General features: G+C 74.0%; 17 protein-coding genes and 1 pseudogene. 11 read left to right on the forward strand and 7 right to left on the reverse strand.

Annotated elements, in window-relative coordinates; translation table 11 throughout:
* The first annotated feature begins 9 nt into the window (after positions 1–9).
* The 5 genes from ACFQ9Z_RS17125 to ACFQ9Z_RS17145 are packed head-to-tail and all read left to right on the forward strand — an operon-like array spanning position 10 to position 4,529.
* On the forward strand, positions 10–228 hold the full coding sequence (locus ACFQ9Z_RS17125) for a V-type ATP synthase subunit F (RefSeq protein ID WP_383017597.1): 219 nt from the start codon (positions 10–12) through the stop codon (positions 226–228).
* Positions 225–737 (forward strand): hypothetical protein, encoded by a 513-nt coding sequence (locus ACFQ9Z_RS17130; protein ID WP_383017600.1) that lies wholly within the window; start codon positions 225–227, stop codon positions 735–737. Before ACFQ9Z_RS17125 ends, ACFQ9Z_RS17130 begins: the two co-directional genes overlap by 4 nt.
* Positions 734–2,521 carry a V-type ATP synthase subunit A gene (locus ACFQ9Z_RS17135; protein ID WP_383017603.1) on the forward strand — a complete coding sequence of 596 codons (1,788 nt, stop codon included), beginning with the start codon at positions 734–736 and terminating at the stop codon, positions 2,519–2,521. The genes ACFQ9Z_RS17130 and ACFQ9Z_RS17135 overlap by 4 nt, the downstream gene beginning before the upstream one ends.
* Positions 2,518–3,912, forward strand: a complete 1,395-nt coding sequence (locus tag ACFQ9Z_RS17140; protein ID WP_383017606.1) for a V-type ATP synthase subunit B — start codon at positions 2,518–2,520, stop codon at positions 3,910–3,912. The genes ACFQ9Z_RS17135 and ACFQ9Z_RS17140 overlap by 4 nt, the downstream gene beginning before the upstream one ends.
* Positions 3,909–4,529, forward strand: a complete 621-nt coding sequence (locus tag ACFQ9Z_RS17145) for a V-type ATP synthase subunit D (protein WP_383017609.1) — start codon at positions 3,909–3,911, stop codon at positions 4,527–4,529. The genes ACFQ9Z_RS17140 and ACFQ9Z_RS17145 overlap by 4 nt, the downstream gene beginning before the upstream one ends.
* A gap of 63 nt (positions 4,530–4,592) precedes the next feature.
* Here the strand turns inward: ACFQ9Z_RS17145 and ACFQ9Z_RS17150 are convergent, their stop codons facing one another.
* The gene (locus tag ACFQ9Z_RS17150) at positions 4,593–5,015 is read right to left on the reverse strand and encodes an Hsp20/alpha crystallin family protein (RefSeq protein WP_383017612.1); all 423 of its coding nucleotides are present in this window, start codon (positions 5,013–5,015) and stop codon (positions 4,593–4,595) included.
* A 347-nt stretch (positions 5,016–5,362) separates the two neighbouring features.
* Here ACFQ9Z_RS17150 and ACFQ9Z_RS17155 point away from each other — a divergent pair, with 347 nt between their 5' ends.
* Genes ACFQ9Z_RS17155 through ACFQ9Z_RS17180 form a run of 6 tightly spaced genes read left to right on the forward strand, consistent with a single transcriptional unit; the run spans position 5,363 to position 11,911 of the window.
* Positions 5,363–6,241 (forward strand): universal stress protein, encoded by an 879-nt coding sequence (locus ACFQ9Z_RS17155; RefSeq protein WP_383017615.1) that lies wholly within the window; start codon positions 5,363–5,365, stop codon positions 6,239–6,241.
* Positions 6,242–6,271: 30 nt separating this feature from the next.
* Positions 6,272–7,261, forward strand: coding sequence for an Acg family FMN-binding oxidoreductase (locus ACFQ9Z_RS17160; RefSeq protein ID WP_383017618.1), 990 nt, complete (start codon positions 6,272–6,274; stop codon positions 7,259–7,261).
* Positions 7,262–7,298: 37 nt separating this feature from the next.
* Complete coding sequence (locus ACFQ9Z_RS17165) at positions 7,299–7,757, forward strand: cyclic nucleotide-binding/CBS domain-containing protein (protein WP_383017621.1); 459 nt, start codon at positions 7,299–7,301, stop codon at positions 7,755–7,757.
* A complete protein-coding gene (locus tag ACFQ9Z_RS17170; protein ID WP_383017624.1) occupies positions 7,747–10,602 on the forward strand; it encodes a cation-translocating P-type ATPase in 2,856 nt (951 codons plus the stop codon). The genes ACFQ9Z_RS17165 and ACFQ9Z_RS17170 overlap by 11 nt, the downstream gene beginning before the upstream one ends.
* Positions 10,599–11,258 (forward strand): potassium channel family protein, encoded by a 660-nt coding sequence (locus ACFQ9Z_RS17175; protein WP_383017627.1) that lies wholly within the window; start codon positions 10,599–10,601, stop codon positions 11,256–11,258. Before ACFQ9Z_RS17170 ends, ACFQ9Z_RS17175 begins: the two co-directional genes overlap by 4 nt.
* The gene (locus ACFQ9Z_RS17180; protein ID WP_383017630.1) at positions 11,255–11,911 is read left to right on the forward strand and encodes a potassium channel family protein; all 657 of its coding nucleotides are present in this window, start codon (positions 11,255–11,257) and stop codon (positions 11,909–11,911) included. Before ACFQ9Z_RS17175 ends, ACFQ9Z_RS17180 begins: the two co-directional genes overlap by 4 nt.
* A 27-nt stretch (positions 11,912–11,938) precedes the next feature.
* Here the strand turns inward: ACFQ9Z_RS17180 and ACFQ9Z_RS17185 are convergent, their stop codons facing one another.
* From ACFQ9Z_RS17185 to ACFQ9Z_RS17210, 6 genes and pseudogenes are all read right to left on the reverse strand, one after another.
* Positions 11,939–12,382: a universal stress protein gene (locus tag ACFQ9Z_RS17185; protein ID WP_383017633.1), complete on the reverse strand. Its 444-nt coding sequence runs from the start codon at positions 12,380–12,382 to the stop codon at positions 11,939–11,941.
* Positions 12,383–12,472: 90 nt separating this feature from the next.
* The gene (locus ACFQ9Z_RS17190) at positions 12,473–13,285 is read right to left on the reverse strand and encodes a universal stress protein (RefSeq protein ID WP_383018435.1); all 813 of its coding nucleotides are present in this window, start codon (positions 13,283–13,285) and stop codon (positions 12,473–12,475) included.
* A pseudogene (locus ACFQ9Z_RS17195) lies at positions 13,218–13,807 on the reverse strand (DUF1214 domain-containing protein); the annotation flags it as partial. The pseudogene ACFQ9Z_RS17195 and the gene ACFQ9Z_RS17190, both read right to left, overlap by 68 nt.
* Positions 13,808–13,908: 101 nt before the next feature.
* Positions 13,909–14,382: a hydrogenase maturation protease gene (locus tag ACFQ9Z_RS17200; RefSeq protein ID WP_383017636.1), complete on the reverse strand. Its 474-nt coding sequence runs from the start codon at positions 14,380–14,382 to the stop codon at positions 13,909–13,911.
* Positions 14,379–15,725, reverse strand: coding sequence for a Ni/Fe hydrogenase subunit alpha (locus tag ACFQ9Z_RS17205; protein ID WP_383017639.1), 1,347 nt, complete (start codon positions 15,723–15,725; stop codon positions 14,379–14,381). The genes ACFQ9Z_RS17200 and ACFQ9Z_RS17205 overlap by 4 nt, the downstream gene beginning before the upstream one ends.
* Before the next feature lie 24 nt (positions 15,726–15,749).
* Positions 15,750–16,601 carry an oxidoreductase gene (locus ACFQ9Z_RS17210; protein WP_383017642.1) on the reverse strand — a complete coding sequence of 284 codons (852 nt, stop codon included), beginning with the start codon at positions 16,599–16,601 and terminating at the stop codon, positions 15,750–15,752.
* Position 16,602: the final 1 nt, after the last annotated feature.

A 16,602-nucleotide genomic window follows, 5' to 3' on the forward strand; every position in this document is an offset into this window, starting at 1 on the left:
GTGGGTACGGTGGCCGCCATCGGCGCCCGGACCAAGGTGTGCGGCCTGGCACTGGCCGGGGTCGACGTCCTCGTGGCGGAGGACCCGGACGCCGTACGCGCGGCCTGGCGGGCGCTGCCCGGCACGGTCGGCCTGGTGATCCTCACGGCGCAGGCCGCCGAGGTGCTGGGGGACGCGGCGACGGCGCCGGATCCGGCCCGGCCGTTGACGGTGGTGATGCCCTCATGACCGCGCCGGCCGACGAGCTGGAACCCGTCCGCGCCGAGTTGCTGCGCGCGGCACGAGCCGCGGCCGACGCCACCCTGGACCGGGCACGCTCCGACGCGGCCGACATCCTGCTCGCGGCTCGTGCCGAAGCCGGGGCAGTGCTGGCGCGGGCCCGCGGACTCGGCGAGGCCGACGGCGCCCGACAGGCCGAACGGGAGAGGGTGCGGGCCGCGCAGCAGGCCTGGGAGACGGAACTCGCGGTCCGCGCCGAGGTGCACGCGGCGCTCAAGGCCGAGGTCCGAGAGGGCGTGCGGCGGGCGCTGGCCCGGGAGGGTGCGGTGGCGCGATCGCACCTCGCTGACGTGGCGCGAGCGGCGCTCGGGCGGGAGGCGGAGGTCACGGCCGCCGCGCAGGGCGGGGTGACGGCCGAAGCGCCCGGCCGCCGGGTCGATCTGTCGGCCGACGCCCTCGCCGACCGCGCCCTGGACCGGCTGGGCGTGCGGGCCGAGACACTGTGGGGTCCGCCGTGACGACGACTGCCGGCGGCAAGGAGCCGGAGCAGTCCGGTGGAAACGCCCCCGCACACGCGGCGGACGGTGCTCGGGCCACCGGCCCGAGCGTCCTCCGTGTGGCCGGCTCCCTCGTGGAGATCGCCTGCCCTCCCACGGTCGCCATGCACGATCTCGTCCTGCTGGGCAGCCTGAGGCTGCCGGGCGAGGTCGTCGCGATCCACGGGGACACCGCCTCGGTCCAGGCGTACGAGTACACCGGCGGGCTGGCGCCCGGACACCCCGCACGGCCCCAGGGGCGGCCCCTGACGGTGCGGTTGGGCCCGGAGCTGCTCGGTGGCGTGTTCGACGGCCTGCTGCGCCCCCTGGCGGGCGCCGGCGATCGTCTGTCCACGAGCGGGCCGGCCACCGCTGAGACGGCGGCGCGGTCGTTCACGCCTCGGGTGATACGAGGGGAACGGGCCGGGCCCGGTGCCGTCCTCGGAGACATCGGCGCACGTGTCCCGCTGCGGCTTCTGGTACCCCCGGGCCTGTCGGGCGAGATCACACGGATCGCGTCGGCCGGCGCGTACGCCCCGGACGTCCCGCTCGCCGTGGTGGGCGGGGTCGAAGTGCGCACGGCGCAGTCGTGGCCGGTGCGCAGGCCACGGCCGGTCGCGCGGCGCCTGCCGGCGGACACGCCCCTGAACACCGGGCAGCGTGCCGTGGACCTGCTCTTCCCCGTGGCCCGCGGCAGCACGGTCGCCGTCCCCGGCGGGTTCGGCACCGGCAAGACCATGCTGCTGCAGCAGATCGCCAAGTGGTGCGACGCGGACGTGATCGTCTACGTCGGCTGCGGCGAGCGCGGGAACGAGATGGCGGACGTCATCGAGGAGCTGGCGGAGCTGGCCGATCCACGGACCGGCGGCCGGCTGGCGGAGCGTACCGTGACGATCGCGAACACCTCCAACATGCCGATGATGGCGCGCGAGGCGAGCGTGCACACGGGCGCGACCGTCGCTGAGTACTTCCGCGACATGGGTCTCGACGTCGTCCTCATCGCCGACTCGACGTCCCGGTGGGCGGAGGCGCTGCGCGAGTTCGCCTCCCGCATGGGCGAGCTGCCCGCCGAGGAGGGCTACCCGGCCTCGCTCGCCTCACGGCTGGCCGCGTTCTACGAGCGGGCCGCCGCCGTGCGCACGCTGGGCGGCGGCACCGGGTCCGTCACGGTGATCGGCGCCGTGTCTCCACCGGGCGGCGACCGCACCGAGCCCGTCACCGCCCACACCGAACGGTTCGTGCGGTGCCTGTGGAGCCTGGACCGCGACCTGGCCTACGCACGGCACTATCCGGCGGTGTCCTGGTCGCAGTCGTTCTCCCGGGACGCCGCCGCGCTGTCGGACGCGCACGCGCGTGCCGGTGACCCGGAGTGGAGCGAGCGGCGCGGGCGCGTCGCGCGACAGCTGGCGGAGGCGGACCGGCTGGCCGGCCTGGTCGAACTGGTCGGCGTCACCGCTCTGCCGCCCCGGGAACGGGTCACCGTGCTGGCCGGACGGTTGCTGCGCGAGGCGGCGATACAGCAGAACGCGCTGTCCCCGGCGGACGCCTTCAGCTCCCCGGAGAAGACGGCGGCCCTGGTGGATGCCGTGCTGGCCGTGATCGACCGCTGTCTGGAGGCGGTGGACGCCGGTACCCGGGCCGAGGTCGTCGAGGCGGCCGACTTCGGCCCGTTGCTGCGGGCGCGCGAGGCGGCGGGCCCGGCGGAGACGGCGCCGGTGACGGCTGCCCGCGACACCGTGCTGGCCCGGCTCGAGGAGACGGCGTGAGCGGCCCGGCGGGGATCGAGTACACGGGCGTGCGCGAGCTGCGCGGCCCGCTCGTGGTCGTCGAAGGGGTGAGCGGGGTCGGCTGGGACGAGTCCGCCACGATCGTGCTCGACTCCGGTGAACGGCGGCACGGGCTGGTCCTGGAGGTGGACCGCGACCTCGCGGTGGTGCAGGTCCTGGAGGACACGGCCGGCATGGACCGCGCCGGCACCCGTGTCGCCTTCTCGGGGTCGCCGATGCGGATCCCGGTCGGCGCCGGGTGGCTGGGGCGGGTCTGCAACGGGCGCGGCGAACCGGCCGACGGCGGGCCGCCGGTGCTGGGCGGGTCTTACGAGGCGGTCGGCGGCGCGCCGATCAACCCGGTACGCCGGGAACCGCCGAACGAACCGGTGCTCACCGGGGTGGGCGCGGTGGACGTGCTGACCACGCTGGTGCGCGGGCAGAAGCTGCCGGTGTTCTCGGCCGCGGGGCTGCCGCACCTGGAACTGGCCGTGCAGATCGCGGCCCAGGCGACCTGCGGGGGTGAGCCGTTCGCCGTCGTGTTCGCAGGGATGGGGCTCACCCACGCCGACACGGCGTTCGTCCGTGCCGGGCTGGCCGCGCGTTCCGCGGCACGGGAACTCGTCCTGTTCCTCAACACCGCCGACGACCCCGTGATCGAGCGGCTGCTCACTCCGCGGCTCGCCCTGACCGTCGCCGAACACCTGGCGTTCACGGCCGGCCGCCACGTTCTGGTGGTGATGACGGACATGACGGCCTACTCGGAGGCGCTGCGCGAGGTGTCCGCGGCACGCGGCGAGATACCCGCGCGGCGTGCCTATCCCGGCTACCTCTACAGCGACCTGGCCTCGCTCTACGAACGCTGCGGCAGGATCCGGGGCCGGCCGGGCTCGGTCACCGTCCTGCCGGTGCTCACCATGCCCGCCGGTGACATCACCCACCCCGTCCCCGACCTGACCGGCTACATCACCGAAGGTCAGATCGTGCTGTCCGCCGACGTCCAGGCGGCGGGGACGTACCCGCCCGTCGATCCGCTGGCCTCGCTGTCGCGTCTGATGCGCAAGGGAACCGGGGCGGGACGCACCCGTGCCGACCATCCGGCCGTCGCCGCGCAGCTGACCGCGGCGCTGGCCCGGTCCCGGCAGGTCGCCGAACTCGTCGACCTGATCGGACGCGCCGCGCTCAGTGCCACCGATCTGCGCCACCTGGACCTCCAGGGCGCCTTCCGGGACCGCTTCCTCGCGCAGGGCGCCGACGAGGACCGGTCGCTGGGCGATTCCCTGGACCGGGCCTGGGAGGTGCTGCTGACCCTGCCGCGCAGCCAGCTCGGCATGCTCCCGGCCGACCTGCTCGACGCCCACGCTCCACCTCCGCGAGAGCAACGGCGATGAGCCCGCGGGCGAGCCGCACCGCGACGGGGCGGGCCGGGCGCCTGCGGCTGCGCCGGGGTCTCGCCACGGCGCTGCGCGGAGCGGACCTGCTCGAACGCAAACTCCGGCTCCTGCTGGACCGCGAACACACGGCACGCCGCGCTGCCGAGGAGGCGCGCCGGGCGTGGGAAGAGGCGCTGGCCGACGCGGACACCTGGCTGCTGCGCGGGCTGCTGCTCGGCGGCGAACGCGCGCTGGCCCGGGCGGCGCCTGTCGACCGGGCCCGCGTCGACATCCGGTGGGCCGCGCTGATGGGCGTCCGCCACCCGGCAGCGGTGGAGTGCGCGGCGCCCGTACGCTCCCCGGCGGAGCCGACGCCCTCCAACACGGCGCTCGCCCACGCCGAGACGGCTTATCGGGCCGCGGTCCGCGCCGCGGCGGAACTCGCCGCGCGTCAGGCCGCAGCCGACCTGCTGGCCGCCGAGGCCGAACGGACGCGCCGGCGGGTGCGTGCCCTGCGCAGACACTGGATCCCGCGGCTGCAGGCCGAACTGGGCTCAGTGGAGCTGGCGTTGGAGGCGGCGGAACACGAGGAGGCGGTACGGCGCCGATGGGCCGCCACCCGCACCGACCGATGACGCTCGCGTGCGGACACCGACGGCGGGCCCCGGACAAGGCCCGCCGGACGTCACCGGGCGGCGTCAGTCGCCGTGCCGGATCTTCACGTGCTTCGCCTCCGCCTTCTCGGCGCCCAGGCCCACGCTGACGGTGAGCATGCCGTCGGTGTACTCGGCCCTGACGTCGTCCTCGTCGGCACCGGCCGGCAGCGACACGCTGCGGCTCATCGCGCCGTACCGGATCTCGCTGCGGTTCTTCGTGACATCCCTCTCGGTGCGTTCGGCCTGGACCGTCAGTACGCCGTCGGCGATGAAGACGTCGATGTCCTCGGGCGCCATGCCCGGGAGCTCCGCCCGCATCACGTAACGGTCGTCCTCCGTGCAGTCCTCGATCCGCACCGTGTACAGCTCACTCATCGTGGGCATGCTGAAACGGGTCGGAAGGGTCTCGAACCAGTCCGGCATCCCCGGGAACGCGAACCTCTGTCTGCGTGCGAGTGCGGTCATCGCCGTACCTCCCGGCTCGGTCCTTCGCGCGGACACGACCAGTTCAGCGCGGCGGAATCCCCTTCGCTGGGGCCGAAGAGCCCATGCGCGCCTCCCTGAGGTCCTTTCCCTGCCGCACGGTCGCGACGATGCCGCCGGCGGAGGGCCGGCAGGACTCCCGTGGGGACCAATGGCCCCTGGCAGGCCGACGCCGGCAAGGCCTTCCATGGAACTGGCGGCGGCATCCCCGCGCGCCGCCGCAGTCAAGGAGGCGAGGGCGATGTCCGCTCCCGCACCAGCGAGGAACACGCAGACCGGCCCGGAGGCGACCGGCGCGTACGTCCGGCACCTCGTGACCGGAGGCGGGCATGTCCTGGCACGGTGACCGCCGGCCGATCGTGGTCGGCGTCGATCCCGATCCCGTCCACCGGATGGCACTGGCCTGGGCGGCCGACGAGGCCGCCCGCAGACGGCTTCCGCTGCGGGCCGTCCACGTGGAGGGCGTGCCCACCCGGGGCTACCGGAGGCAGGAGGTCCCGCCGTCCTGGGAGGAGTGGAACGAGGCCCTGCACAAGGCCGGCCAGCAGGTGCTGGGGCAGGCGGTGGACTTCGTCACGGCCCGGCACCCGCAGCTCCAGGTCGACGCGCTGCTCGCGGAGGGCGACCCGGTGTGGGTGCTGCGCGAGCAGAGCCGCGACGCCGGCGCCGTCGTGCTGGGATCGCGTCACCTGAGCCGGAAGCAGGAGGTGTTCGGCTCCTCGTCCATCGCCCTGCCGGTCATGGCACGTACGCACTGTCCGCTGGTGGTCGTGCCGGAGCCGGAACACGTCACCGAGGAGCCGTCGTACTTCGTCGTCGGTGTGGACGGCAGCCGGCACTCCGCGGCCGCGGTCGACGTGGCCTTCGAGGAGGCGGCCCTGCGTGGCGCCCGGCTGCGGGCCCTGCTCGTCTGGGAGCCCGGACCGCTGAGGATCTTCGACGAGAGCCAGCCGCAGCAGGAGGCCCGCCGGCTCCTCTCCGAGGCCGTGGCAGGACGCCAGGCCCGCTATCCCGAGGTGGACCTGCACCACGAAGTACTCGTCGGGCATCCGGTCCAGGTGCTCACCGAGGCCGCGGCGCATGCGCTGGGCCTGGTGGTGGGGACCCGGGGGCGCGGAGGCTTCGCCGGGATGCTGCTGGGCTCGGTCAGCCAGGGCGTGCTGCACCACGCCCGCTGCCCCGTCATGGCCGTACCGACCCGCGAGTGAACCGGCAGACCGGTACGAAGGAGAGCCGCCGTGACCGCACAACCCCCCGACGTGGACACCGTCGCCGGACTCGTCGCCGACGCCGCGGCGGCGCCCTCGCTGCACAACGCCCAGCCGTGGACCTTCCGCTACCTGCGGGACACCGGTGTCCTGCGGCTGTACGCGGACCTGGAGCGGGCGCTGCCGCGCACCGACCCCGACAACCGCGGGCTGCACGTGGGGTGCGGCGCCGCCCTGTTCAACCTGCGCGCGGCCGCCGCGGCAGCCGGGCTCGCGCCGCTCGTCCGGCTGCTGCCGGACCCGGCCCGCCCGGAGTTCCTCGCCGAGGTACGGCTGTGCGGCACGGGAACCCCCGACGAAAAGCTCGCCCGGCTGAGCCCCGCGATCCACCGCCGTCACTCCAGCCGCTTCCCCTTCCGCGAGGAGACGCTTCCCATCGCCGTGCAGGAGACGCTGCGGGACGCCGCGCTCGCCGAGGGCGCACAGCTGCTGTTCCCCGGCGCGTGGCACGTGCAGTCGATCCTGGAGCTGGTGAGCGACGCCGAGGGCAGGGAGGCACAGGCGCCGGACGTGCGCGAGGAGACGGCGCGCTGGGCGCACACCGGTCCTTCCGGCGACGCCGGGGCAGCCGACGGCATCGCCGCCGAGGCCTTCGGTCCACGGCAGCGCCGCTCCTCGGTCCCCGTGCGTGACTTCGCCGTCGGTCGTTCGCTGCCCGGACGCGGCTGGGCGCTCTTCGAGCGGAGGCCGAACATCGCCCTGCTGGGCACGGCCCACGACCGGCCCGCGGACTGGCTGTCGGCCGGCCAGGCACTGGAACGGGTCCTGCTCCAGGCCACGGTGGACGGGCTGGTCGCCTCGGTCACTTCGCAGCCCCTTGAGTGGCCCGAGACCAGGTGGGCCGTCCGCGACCCCCTCTCCGCGATGGGTCACGTCCAGATGGTCATCCGGCTCGGCCACGGCCCCGAAGGCCCCGCGAGCCCGCGGCGGCCAGCCGCCGAACTGCTCGACGTCCGCTGAGTCCGGCCCCGCGGAACGGGACAGCGAGGAGGAGCCCATGAAGGTCTCCGAGGTGATGACGGCTCCTCCGGTGTGCGTGACGCCGGACGCCACACTGGTCGAGGTGGCCCGGCTGATGGCCGAGAGCGCCGTCGGATCGGTGGTGGTGGTCGAGGACGGAGTCCTGCAGGGCATCGTCACCGACCGCGACCTCGCCGTTCGCGGCATGGGCGGCGGCCTGGACGCCGGCACCCGGGTGGACGCGGTGATGTCGGCCCGCGTCGTCACAGTCGAGGCCGTCGAGGATCTGGGGGCCGCCCATCGCATGTTCCGCCGCACCGGGGTCCGCCGGCTTCCGGTCCTGGACGGGGGCCGGGTGGTGGGGGTGCTGACGATCGACGATCTGTTCCTCGACCTGTTCCGGCGGTTCACCGACCTGCTGGGGCCGGTGGCCTGGAGCGTCCTGCAGGAGCCTCCGGGACCGCCCCAGCAGGCCGGAGCCCCGGATGAGCCCTGAACGGGCGCGGCAGAGCACGACCGCGCTCCGCGACGGCGGTCCGGCGGCGGGCGACGGGGCTCCGGAGCAGGCGCCGCCCGCCGGCCGCCCCGGCGTCCCCGTGCCGTCGGTCCTCTCCCTCCCGGCTTCCGCGGTCTTCGCCGCCCTGGAGAGCTCCCCGCGTGGTCTCACCCCGGCCGAGATCGCCGTGCGACGGGCCCGCCACGGCCCCAACGAGCTGCCCGCAGCGAGCCACCGCCGGGTGTGGCGCCGGCTGCTCGCCCAGTTCACCGACCTCTTCGCGGTCGTCCTGCTCGTCTCCTCGGCGATCACCTTCCTCGCCTACTGGCTGGGGCAGCCCCGGGATCCGGCCACCCTGCAACTGGCCCTGGCGATCCTCGGCGTGGTGCTGCTGAACGCCGGCATCGGTTTCGCCCAGGAGTACTCCGCCGAGCGCACGGCGGAATCCCTCCAGGCGATGGTGCCGCACACCTGTCGGGTGCTGCGGGACGGCGAACGGCGGGAGCTGTCCGCGCGGGATCTGGTGCCGGGCGATGTGGTGGTCCTGGAGGCCGGGGACGCGGTCCCTGCCGACTGCCGGCTGGTGGAGGCCCAGGAAGCCGCCGTCAACAACGCCGCGCTCACCGGCGAGAGCGATCCCGTCACGCGCGTCGCGGAACCCGTGCCGCCGGGGCCGCCGCTGGAGGCGCGCAACTGCGTCTTCATGGGCACCGACCTCGTCGCAGGCACCGGCAAGGGCGTCGTACTGGCCACCGGTACGGCCACCGAGTTCGGGCGGATCTTCCGGCTCACGGCCGCCGCCCCTCGGCAGCAGACCCCGCTGCAGCGGCAGGTCGCGGCCATGGCGCGGCGGGTCGCGGGCGTGGCACTGGCGACCGGGGCCCTGCTCTTCGCGGTGCGCGTGCCCAGCGGGCAGCCGTTCGTCGACACGTTCGTCTTCTCGCTGGGCGTGATGGTCGCCCTCGTGCCGGAGGGGCTGCCGGCCACGCTCTCGGTGTCGCTGGCGATCGGGGTGCGCCGCATGGCCCGCCGGCACGCACTGGTCAAGCAGTTGCTCGCCGTGGAGGCGCTGGGTTCGACCAGCGTGATCTGCACCGACAAGACGGGCACTCTCACCCAGGCCGAGATGACCGTCGTACTGCTGTGGGCGGACGGTGTGCCGCACGCCGTGTCGGGAGTCGGGTACGCGCCGGACGGTGAGGTCGCCGACCCCGCGCCCCTACGGGAGCTGCTGCGGGCGGCGGCTCTGTGCAGCAACGCCCGGCTGGTGCGGACCGCCGGGCGGGACGCGTGGCGGGTGCTGGGAGACACCACCGAGGGCGCGCTGCTGGTGGCGGCGGTGAAAGCCGGTCTGAACCCGGCGGAGGAGGAGCGCCGGGCGCCCCGGGTGGCGGAGTATCCCTTCGACTCGGCACGGAAGTTGATGAGCACCGTCCACCGCGACGGCGACGGGACGTACTTCGCGTGCGCCAAGGGGGCTCCCCTCGAGGTGCTCACCCGCTGTGAGGCCGTGGAGCGGGGCGACGGGAGGACGCCGCTGACGGACGCCGACCGCCGCGGTGTGATCGAGGCCGCGGACGGCATGGCCGGGCGGGGCCTGCGCGTGCTGGCGGTCGCCCGGCGGCGGGTGTCCGGGCCGCGGCCGCCGATCGCGGACGTCGAGTCGGAGCTGACCCTGCTGGGGCTCGCCGGGATGTACGACCCGCCGCGGCCCGAGGTGCGGGACGCGGTGGACGCCTGTCGGCGGGCCGGGATCCGCATCGTCATGGTCACCGGTGATCATCCGCTGACGGCGGAGGCCGTCGCCCGTCGCGTCGGCATCGTGCGTGAGACGGCTCCGGCCGTGGCCACCGGCACCGAACTGGACGCGATGGACGACAGCGGCCTCGACGCCCTGCTGACCGGCGCCCGCGAACTGCTGCTGTGCCGGGTCAGCCCCGAGCACAAGATGCGGGTGGTCACCGCGCTGCAGCGGCGCGGCGAGGTCGTCGCCGTCACCGGCGACGGGGCCAACGACGCGCCGGCCCTCAAGCACGCGGACATCGGCGTCGCCATGGGCGCCTCCGGCACCGACGTGGCCCGCGAGGCCGCGGTGATGGTGCTCCTCGACGACTCCTTCGCCTCCATCACGACCGCCGTCGGACTGGGCCGTTCGGTCTACCGCAACATCCGCAAGTTCCTGATCTACCTCTTCAGCCACAACATCGCGGAACTCGTGCCGATCCTCGCCGCCACCTTCGCCGGGTTCCCGCTGGTGCCGATCACGGCCGTGCAGATCCTCGCCATCGACCTGGGCTCGGACGTGCTGCCGGCCCTCGCGCTCGGCGCCGAGCCGATGGAACCCGACGTCATGAACAGCCCGCCGAGGCCCCGCCAGGAGCGGCTCTTCTCGACCGCGGTCATGGGCCGCATATTCTTCCTCGGCGGCATCCAGGCCCTGGGCGTGTGTGCCGTGTTCTTCTGGCACATCCACGCCTCCGGCATCCCGTACGCGGACTTCACCCGGGACAGCCCCGTCTACCGCGAGGCGATCACGATGGTCCAGGCCGGCATAGTCGTCAGCCAGTTCTTCAACGCACTCGCCGTGCGCACCGACCGGCAGAGCGTGTTCCGGGCCGGTCTGCTGAGCAATCCGTGGCTGCTGGCCGCCGGGTGCTTCGGCATCGGTCTGATGGCCGCCATCAGCTACGCGCCGCCGCTCCAGGCGGTCTTCCACACCGCACCGCTGGCCCCCGGCGACTGGGCGGTCCTCGCCGCGTTCGGAGCGCTGCTGCTGGCGGCCGAGGAACTCCGCAAGTGGGCGCTGCGGCGCAGGAGTCCGATCCCGAAGGGTGGGAGGCCATGAGAGTGATCATCGTGGGCTGCGGCCGGCTCGGGGCCACCCTGGCCACGCAGCTCGTCACCGAGGGCCACGACGTCCACCTCATCGACCGCCGGGCGGGGGCGCGGCGGAGGCTGCCACCGGGTTTCCCGGGCGCCTTCCACGTCGGCAACGGCTTCAGCCGCTCAGCGCTGGAATCGGCCGGCGTCGCCCACGCGGACGCCTTCGTCGCCGTCACCTCCGCGGACAACAGCAACATCGTCAGCGCGCGCACCGCCAAGGAGACGTACCGGGTCCCGATCGTCCTCGCCCGCATCCACGATCCCCGGCGCGCCGGCGTCTACCGGGACCTGGGGATCCCGGCCATCTCCAGCGTCCGCTGGGCCGTGGGCCGCATCCACCAGATGCTGCTGCACCGGCACCTCACCCCCGAGCTCTCCTTCGGCAACGGCGAGACACTCCTGGTCCGCTCCGGGCTGCCGTCCTATCTCACCGGCCGGCAGGTCACGGAGTTCGACGTCGACGGCGAGATCCGGGTCGTGGAGATCACGCGTGGCGGACGGTCGCTGCTCCCCGCACACGGTGTCCTGGCCGAGCCCGGTGACCTCGTCACCTTCGGTGTCGCCGCGACGGCGCTGGGCCGGCTGAGCGGCTTCCTCGACAAGGAGCTGGGAACGTGAAGGTCCTGATCGCGGGCGCGGGCCGGCTCGGCGCCCAGATCGCCCAGGTGCTGTCCACCGCCCGTAACGACGTCACCCTCGTCGAGCACGACGATGCGCGTGCGGCGGAACTGAAAAGCCTGGCGCACGTGCGGCTCGTGGTGGGGGACGCCTGCGAGCCGGGCCTGCTGGAGAGCGCGGGCGCGCTGGCCTGCGACCTCCTCATCGCGGTCACCGGCCGCGACGAGGACAACCTGGTCATCAGCCTGCTGGCGAAGCGGCGGTTCGGGGTGGGGCGGGTCGCCGCGCGCGTGAACGAGGCCGAGAACGCCTGGCTCTTCGACCAGCGGTGGGGCGTGGACACGGCGGTGCCCGCCGCCACCCCGCTGATCTCCCTGATCGAGGAGGCCACCGGCGCCACGGACACGGTGGCGCTGCTGCGGCTGAGCAAGGCGGGGGTCGAGGTCATCGAGACCGCGATCACCGAAAGGTCCCGGGCCGCGGGGTGCGCCCTGGGCGAGATCGCGCTGCCCCCCGGCACCGTGGTGGCCACCGTCGTACGGGACGGGCAGCCCACTGTGCCGGGTCCCGAGGTGCGGCTGCTGCCTGGCGACGAGCTGCTGCTCGTGTCGCACGAGGCGACCGAGCAGGAGATCCACGCGGCCTTCCAGTGAGCCGCAGCGGACTGGACCGGCCCCGCGTCACTGCTCCCGGCAGCGCACGATGACGACCGGGCAGTCCGCGTGCTGCGACACATGCTGGCTGACCGAACCGAGCAGGGCACGCGCGAAGCCGCCCCTGCCCCGGCTGCCGACGACGAGTGCCTCGGCCCCCTCGGCCGCTCTCAGCAGGACGTCGGTTGCGTTGCCGTGCACCAGGTGGGTCCGCACCGAGTCGGCGGCGTCATCGCCGAGCACCTCGGTCAGTTCCCGGCTCATCTTCTGCCGGGCCTCTTCCTCGTCGACGTCCATGTCCACCGCGGGACCCGACCAGCCGTACAGGCCCGGCAGCTCCCACACCGTGACCGCGTCCACGGATGCGCCCACCAGGCCGGCGTAGCGCACGGCCCAGCGCAGGGCCTCGTAGGAGGACCGCGACCCGTCGACGCCGACCACCACCCGGCGCCCGGAAGCCTCCTTGTCCATGCGTCCTACCTCTCTCTCGGTGTCTGGGCCCGCCGTGTCCCGCGCCCGTGTCCTCCATGCTGCGGGCCCTCTCGCGCCGGCGGGAACCGTTCACCGCCGTTCGGGTACGACGGCGACCGGGCACCGGGCACGGTGCAGCAGGGCGTGGCTCACGCGGCCGAGCTGGAATCCGACGGTCCTCGCCCGGCGCCGCGCCCCGACGATCACCATGTCGGCGGCGGCCGAGCGGTCCACGAGGACCCTGGCGGCCGGGCCCTCCGGCGTGGCCGGGCGCGTGCGGACCTGCGGATGACCGGCGATCGCGGCCCCGATCCGGGCCTCGACGACAGCGGCGGCCCGTTCCTCGTACGTGTCCGCCGGCTCTCTCGTGCGAATCCGGTTGCCGTTCCTGTCGAAGGCGGGCCGGCGCCAGGCATGCACCACGTCCAGGACGCAGCCGCGCAGCTCGGCCTCGCGGAAGGCGTACCGCACGGCCTCGGTGCTCATGTCGTCGACGTCGCCGATGCCCAGCAGGATCCGCTCGTGCGTGCCCGCCAGCCCCGCCGGATCGCCCCGGACGACGATCACCGGGCAGTGCGCTCGGGCGGACACGGCAAGACCGACCGATCCGAGGAGCAGTCCCTTGACCTCGCCCCGGCCCCGCGAACCCGTCACCAGCGTGAAGGCGTCCCGGCCCTCGCGGACGAGAGCGTCCACCGCGTCCTCGGGGATGATGTCGGTGGTGACCTTCACGTCCGGGTTGCGCCGTTCGGCACGATCGGCCGCCGAGGCCACGATGTGCTCGGCCAGCACCTGTCCGGAAGGGCGCCCCGGCCCCACCGAGGGGAGGCCGGCGTCATAGCGCTCCCACAGGGAGGCGTACACCAGCCTGAGCGGGGCGCCGTGGCGCGCGGCCTCGTCCACGGCCCAGTCGACGGCGAGCAGACACGAGTCCGATCCGTCGACGCCCACCACCAGGGGAAGTGACATCTTGCCCACCGCCTTTCAAGGGCCGCCTCCGCGTGCGGCACAGTGGGGCAGATTTCACCGTGGCACCGGTCTTGGGGCGCCGCGAGGGGCGCTTGGGCCCGCTTGGAAGGACCTTCGGCCCCGCCCCCGCGGCTCGACGTGGCCGGTGCCGACGTCGGTGTGAGGCGACGCGGGTCAGCGCAGGGCACTCCCAGGTCGCGTCGATCACCTCGGGGCGGGGCCGGTACATCCGGAGGGCGACGAACCAGGTGCCGTCCCCGGCGGTGGGCAGCCAGTTGGCTTCCTGCTCCTCTGCGGGCGCCTCGCTCTGCAGATGAACTGTCAGCCCCCGTCCGCGTCCCACCGCAGGCCGGTGCTGCGGTCGCCCACCGAGTAGCGGTCGGCCGGGTTGGCGATGACGTTCATGTCCTCCCCGTAGGCGGTCAGCGACCAGAAGGCGCCGACCGGCGGCAGGGCGTCGCCGGGAAGTGCAGTTCGTACCGGCCGCCCGGGGCCAGCTTGTTTCCGTCCGCGTCGTCAAGGGCGCCGCGCGGCGAAGGGCGCGTTCGCAACAGGCCCTAGCGGCGGTGTTCGTGGGCCCGGCTCACGGTGGCGGCGACGCGCTCGGTCAGGCCGGGGAGCGCCGACCGCACCGCCGGGCTCAGTCCTGCGCCGAGCGCGACGTCGGCCACCTCCACGGCGTGCACCACGAGCTGTGGCGGCAACTGGTCGAGGGCCTGTGCCAGGGCGAGGCACTCCCCCAGGCCGAAGGCGTGCGTGCTCGCCGCGCCCGGGGCGTGGCGGGCGGCTTCCGACGGTGTCAGGGTGTGCAGCCGACCCGGGCGGGCCGGGCTCGTACGGAGGGCTTCGACCAGGACCACGGCGTCCGCACCGCGCCACAGGTCCAGCATGCGTGCTGGTTCGCCGTCGCTGACCGCCAGCACGGTGCCGTCCGGCACCCGGCCCTGGAGCGCCTCCACCGCCGCCGGGCCGATCCCGTCGTCACCGCGCAGGGGGTTGCCCACCCCGATGACCACCACCCGGCCGCTCACCGGCGCTCCACCGTCAGGTCGAGGAAGTGAGCGGCACAGGAGATGCAGGGGTCGTGGTTGCGGATGACTCGTTCGCACAGATGAGTGAGTTCCTCGTCGTCGGCGGCAGGCCCGGCGCGGTCCAGACGCGCCTGGACGGCCCTGCGTACGTCTTCCTCGATGGCGGTCTGGTTCTGGGCCGTGGGCGGAACGATGCGGGACTCGGTGAGCGTGCCGTCCGCCGTGAGGGCGTAGCGGTGGTACAGCAGGCCGCGCGGCGCCTCGGTGGCTGCGGCGCCGACGGCCCCGCGCGGTGGGACCTCCGCGGCCGGCCGCGGAGGCTGCTCGTATCCGTCGATGAGGCGCAGGGCTTCCTCGACGGCGTGCAGCACCTCCACGGCACGTACGAGGATGCTCCGGAAGGGGTTGTCGCAGATCGTCCCGGTGGCGGGATCACCCAGCCCGGCGTCCCGGGCCGCCTCGGCCGCCACGGGGTGCAGCCAGCGGCCGCTGATCGCGTAGCGGGCCAGCGGGCCGGTCAGGAAGCGCCGTCCGTCGAGCTGGGCCGTCAGGGCGGTGGAGTGCGGCACCTGCTCTTCCCGGACGTGCTGTTCGAATTCGGACAGGGCGAACTCCCGCAGCGCCGGGCCTGCGCTCCGGACGGTCATGACCGCCGGTGTCCCCGTGTCGACGGCGTAGCGGCCCGGATCACGCAGGGCGAGCAGGTCGTGGTCGCAGCGGGCCTCGGGGAAGTCGAACGCCGCCGCCCAGCGGACGGTCTCCAGCGCGTCTTCCCGGGCCTGCCCCAGCCGTTCCGCCAGCGGACGGAGTTCGGCCGGCGCCGGTGTCCGGTAGAAGCCGCCGACCCGGACGTTGACGGGGTGGATGGGGCGACCGCCGAGCTGTTCGAGGATCGCGTTGCCGGCCTGTTTGAGGCGCAGGCCGCGTTCCACCGCGGCGCGCTGGTCGCGGGCGAGTCCCACCATGTCCGCGTGGCCGAGGAAGTCCGGCGCGTGCAGCAGGTAGATGTGCAGGGTGTGGCTCTCGATCCACTCACCGCAGTACAGCAGGCGGCGCAGGTCCGCGAGGGGTCCGTCGACCGTGACGCCGCAGGCGTTCTCGATCGCCTGGCAGGCGCTCATCTGGTAGGCGACGGGGCAGATGCCGCAGATGCGGGCGGTGATGTCCGGGGGTTCGGTGTGTCCCCGGCCGGTCAGGAACGCCTCGAAGAAGCGCGGGGGTTCGTAGATGCGCAGCCGCGTCTCGGCGACCGTGTCCCCTTCGACGCGCAGGTGGAGGGCCGCCTCCCCCTCCACCCTGGCCAGCGCGTCCAGCCGCAGGACGCGGGTTCCGCGACGGTTCATGCGAGCCTTTCCGGGCGTGGTCCGTCAGGCCGGTGGGCTCTGCTGCCGCTCCTCGGCCGCGAGGTCGGGTACGGGGGCATACTCCGGCGACGCGGCGTTGAAGGTGCGGAAGACACGCTGGATGTCCCGCTCGCTCATCCCGTCGTGGCGCAACTGGGCGATCATGGAGCGCAGGCCGGGCCGGTCCGACGGTCCGAAGCAGCCGTAGCAGCCGCGTCCGTAGGCGGGGCAGATGGCGCCGCAGCCGGCGTGGGTGACCGGGCCGAGGCAGGGGGTGCCGTGGGCCACGGTGACGCAGGTGGTGCCGCGCCTCTTGCACTCGAAGCAGACGCTGTGACCGGAGATCTGGGGCCGGCGGCCGGCCAGGTGGGCGTTGACGACCTCGAGGAGCTGGCGGCGGTCGATGGGGCACCCGCGCAGCTCGAAGTCGACCGGCACGTGAGCCGAGACCGGTGTCGAGGTCTCCAGGGTGGCGATGTACTCCGGACGGGCGTAGACGGCGGTGAGGAAGTCGTCGACGTCGGCGAAGTTGCGCAGTGCCTGGATGCCGCCCGCGGTGGCGCAGGCCCCGATCGTCACCAGGTACCGGCTCATCCGGCGGACGTGCTGGATCCGCTCGGCGTCCTCCGCGGTGGTGATCGACCCCTCGACCAGGGAAAGGTCGTACGGGCCGCGTCCCTCGAGCCGGGCACGCTCCTGCTCGCCGCCCTCGGCCGGGGTCATCTCCACGAAGTGGTCGATCCGGACGCGTTCGGTCAGGCCGAGGAGTTCGTCCTCGCAGTCGAGGAGTGTCAGCTGACAGCCGTCGCAGGAGGCGAACTTCCACACGGCGAGCGTCGGCCGTGTGCGGATGTCCGGGCCGAGTTCGGTGAGCATG

Source organism: Streptomyces sp. NPDC056580 (assembly GCF_042793175.1).
In the GTDB taxonomy this organism is placed as follows: Bacteria; Actinomycetota; Actinomycetes; order Streptomycetales; family Streptomycetaceae; genus Streptomyces.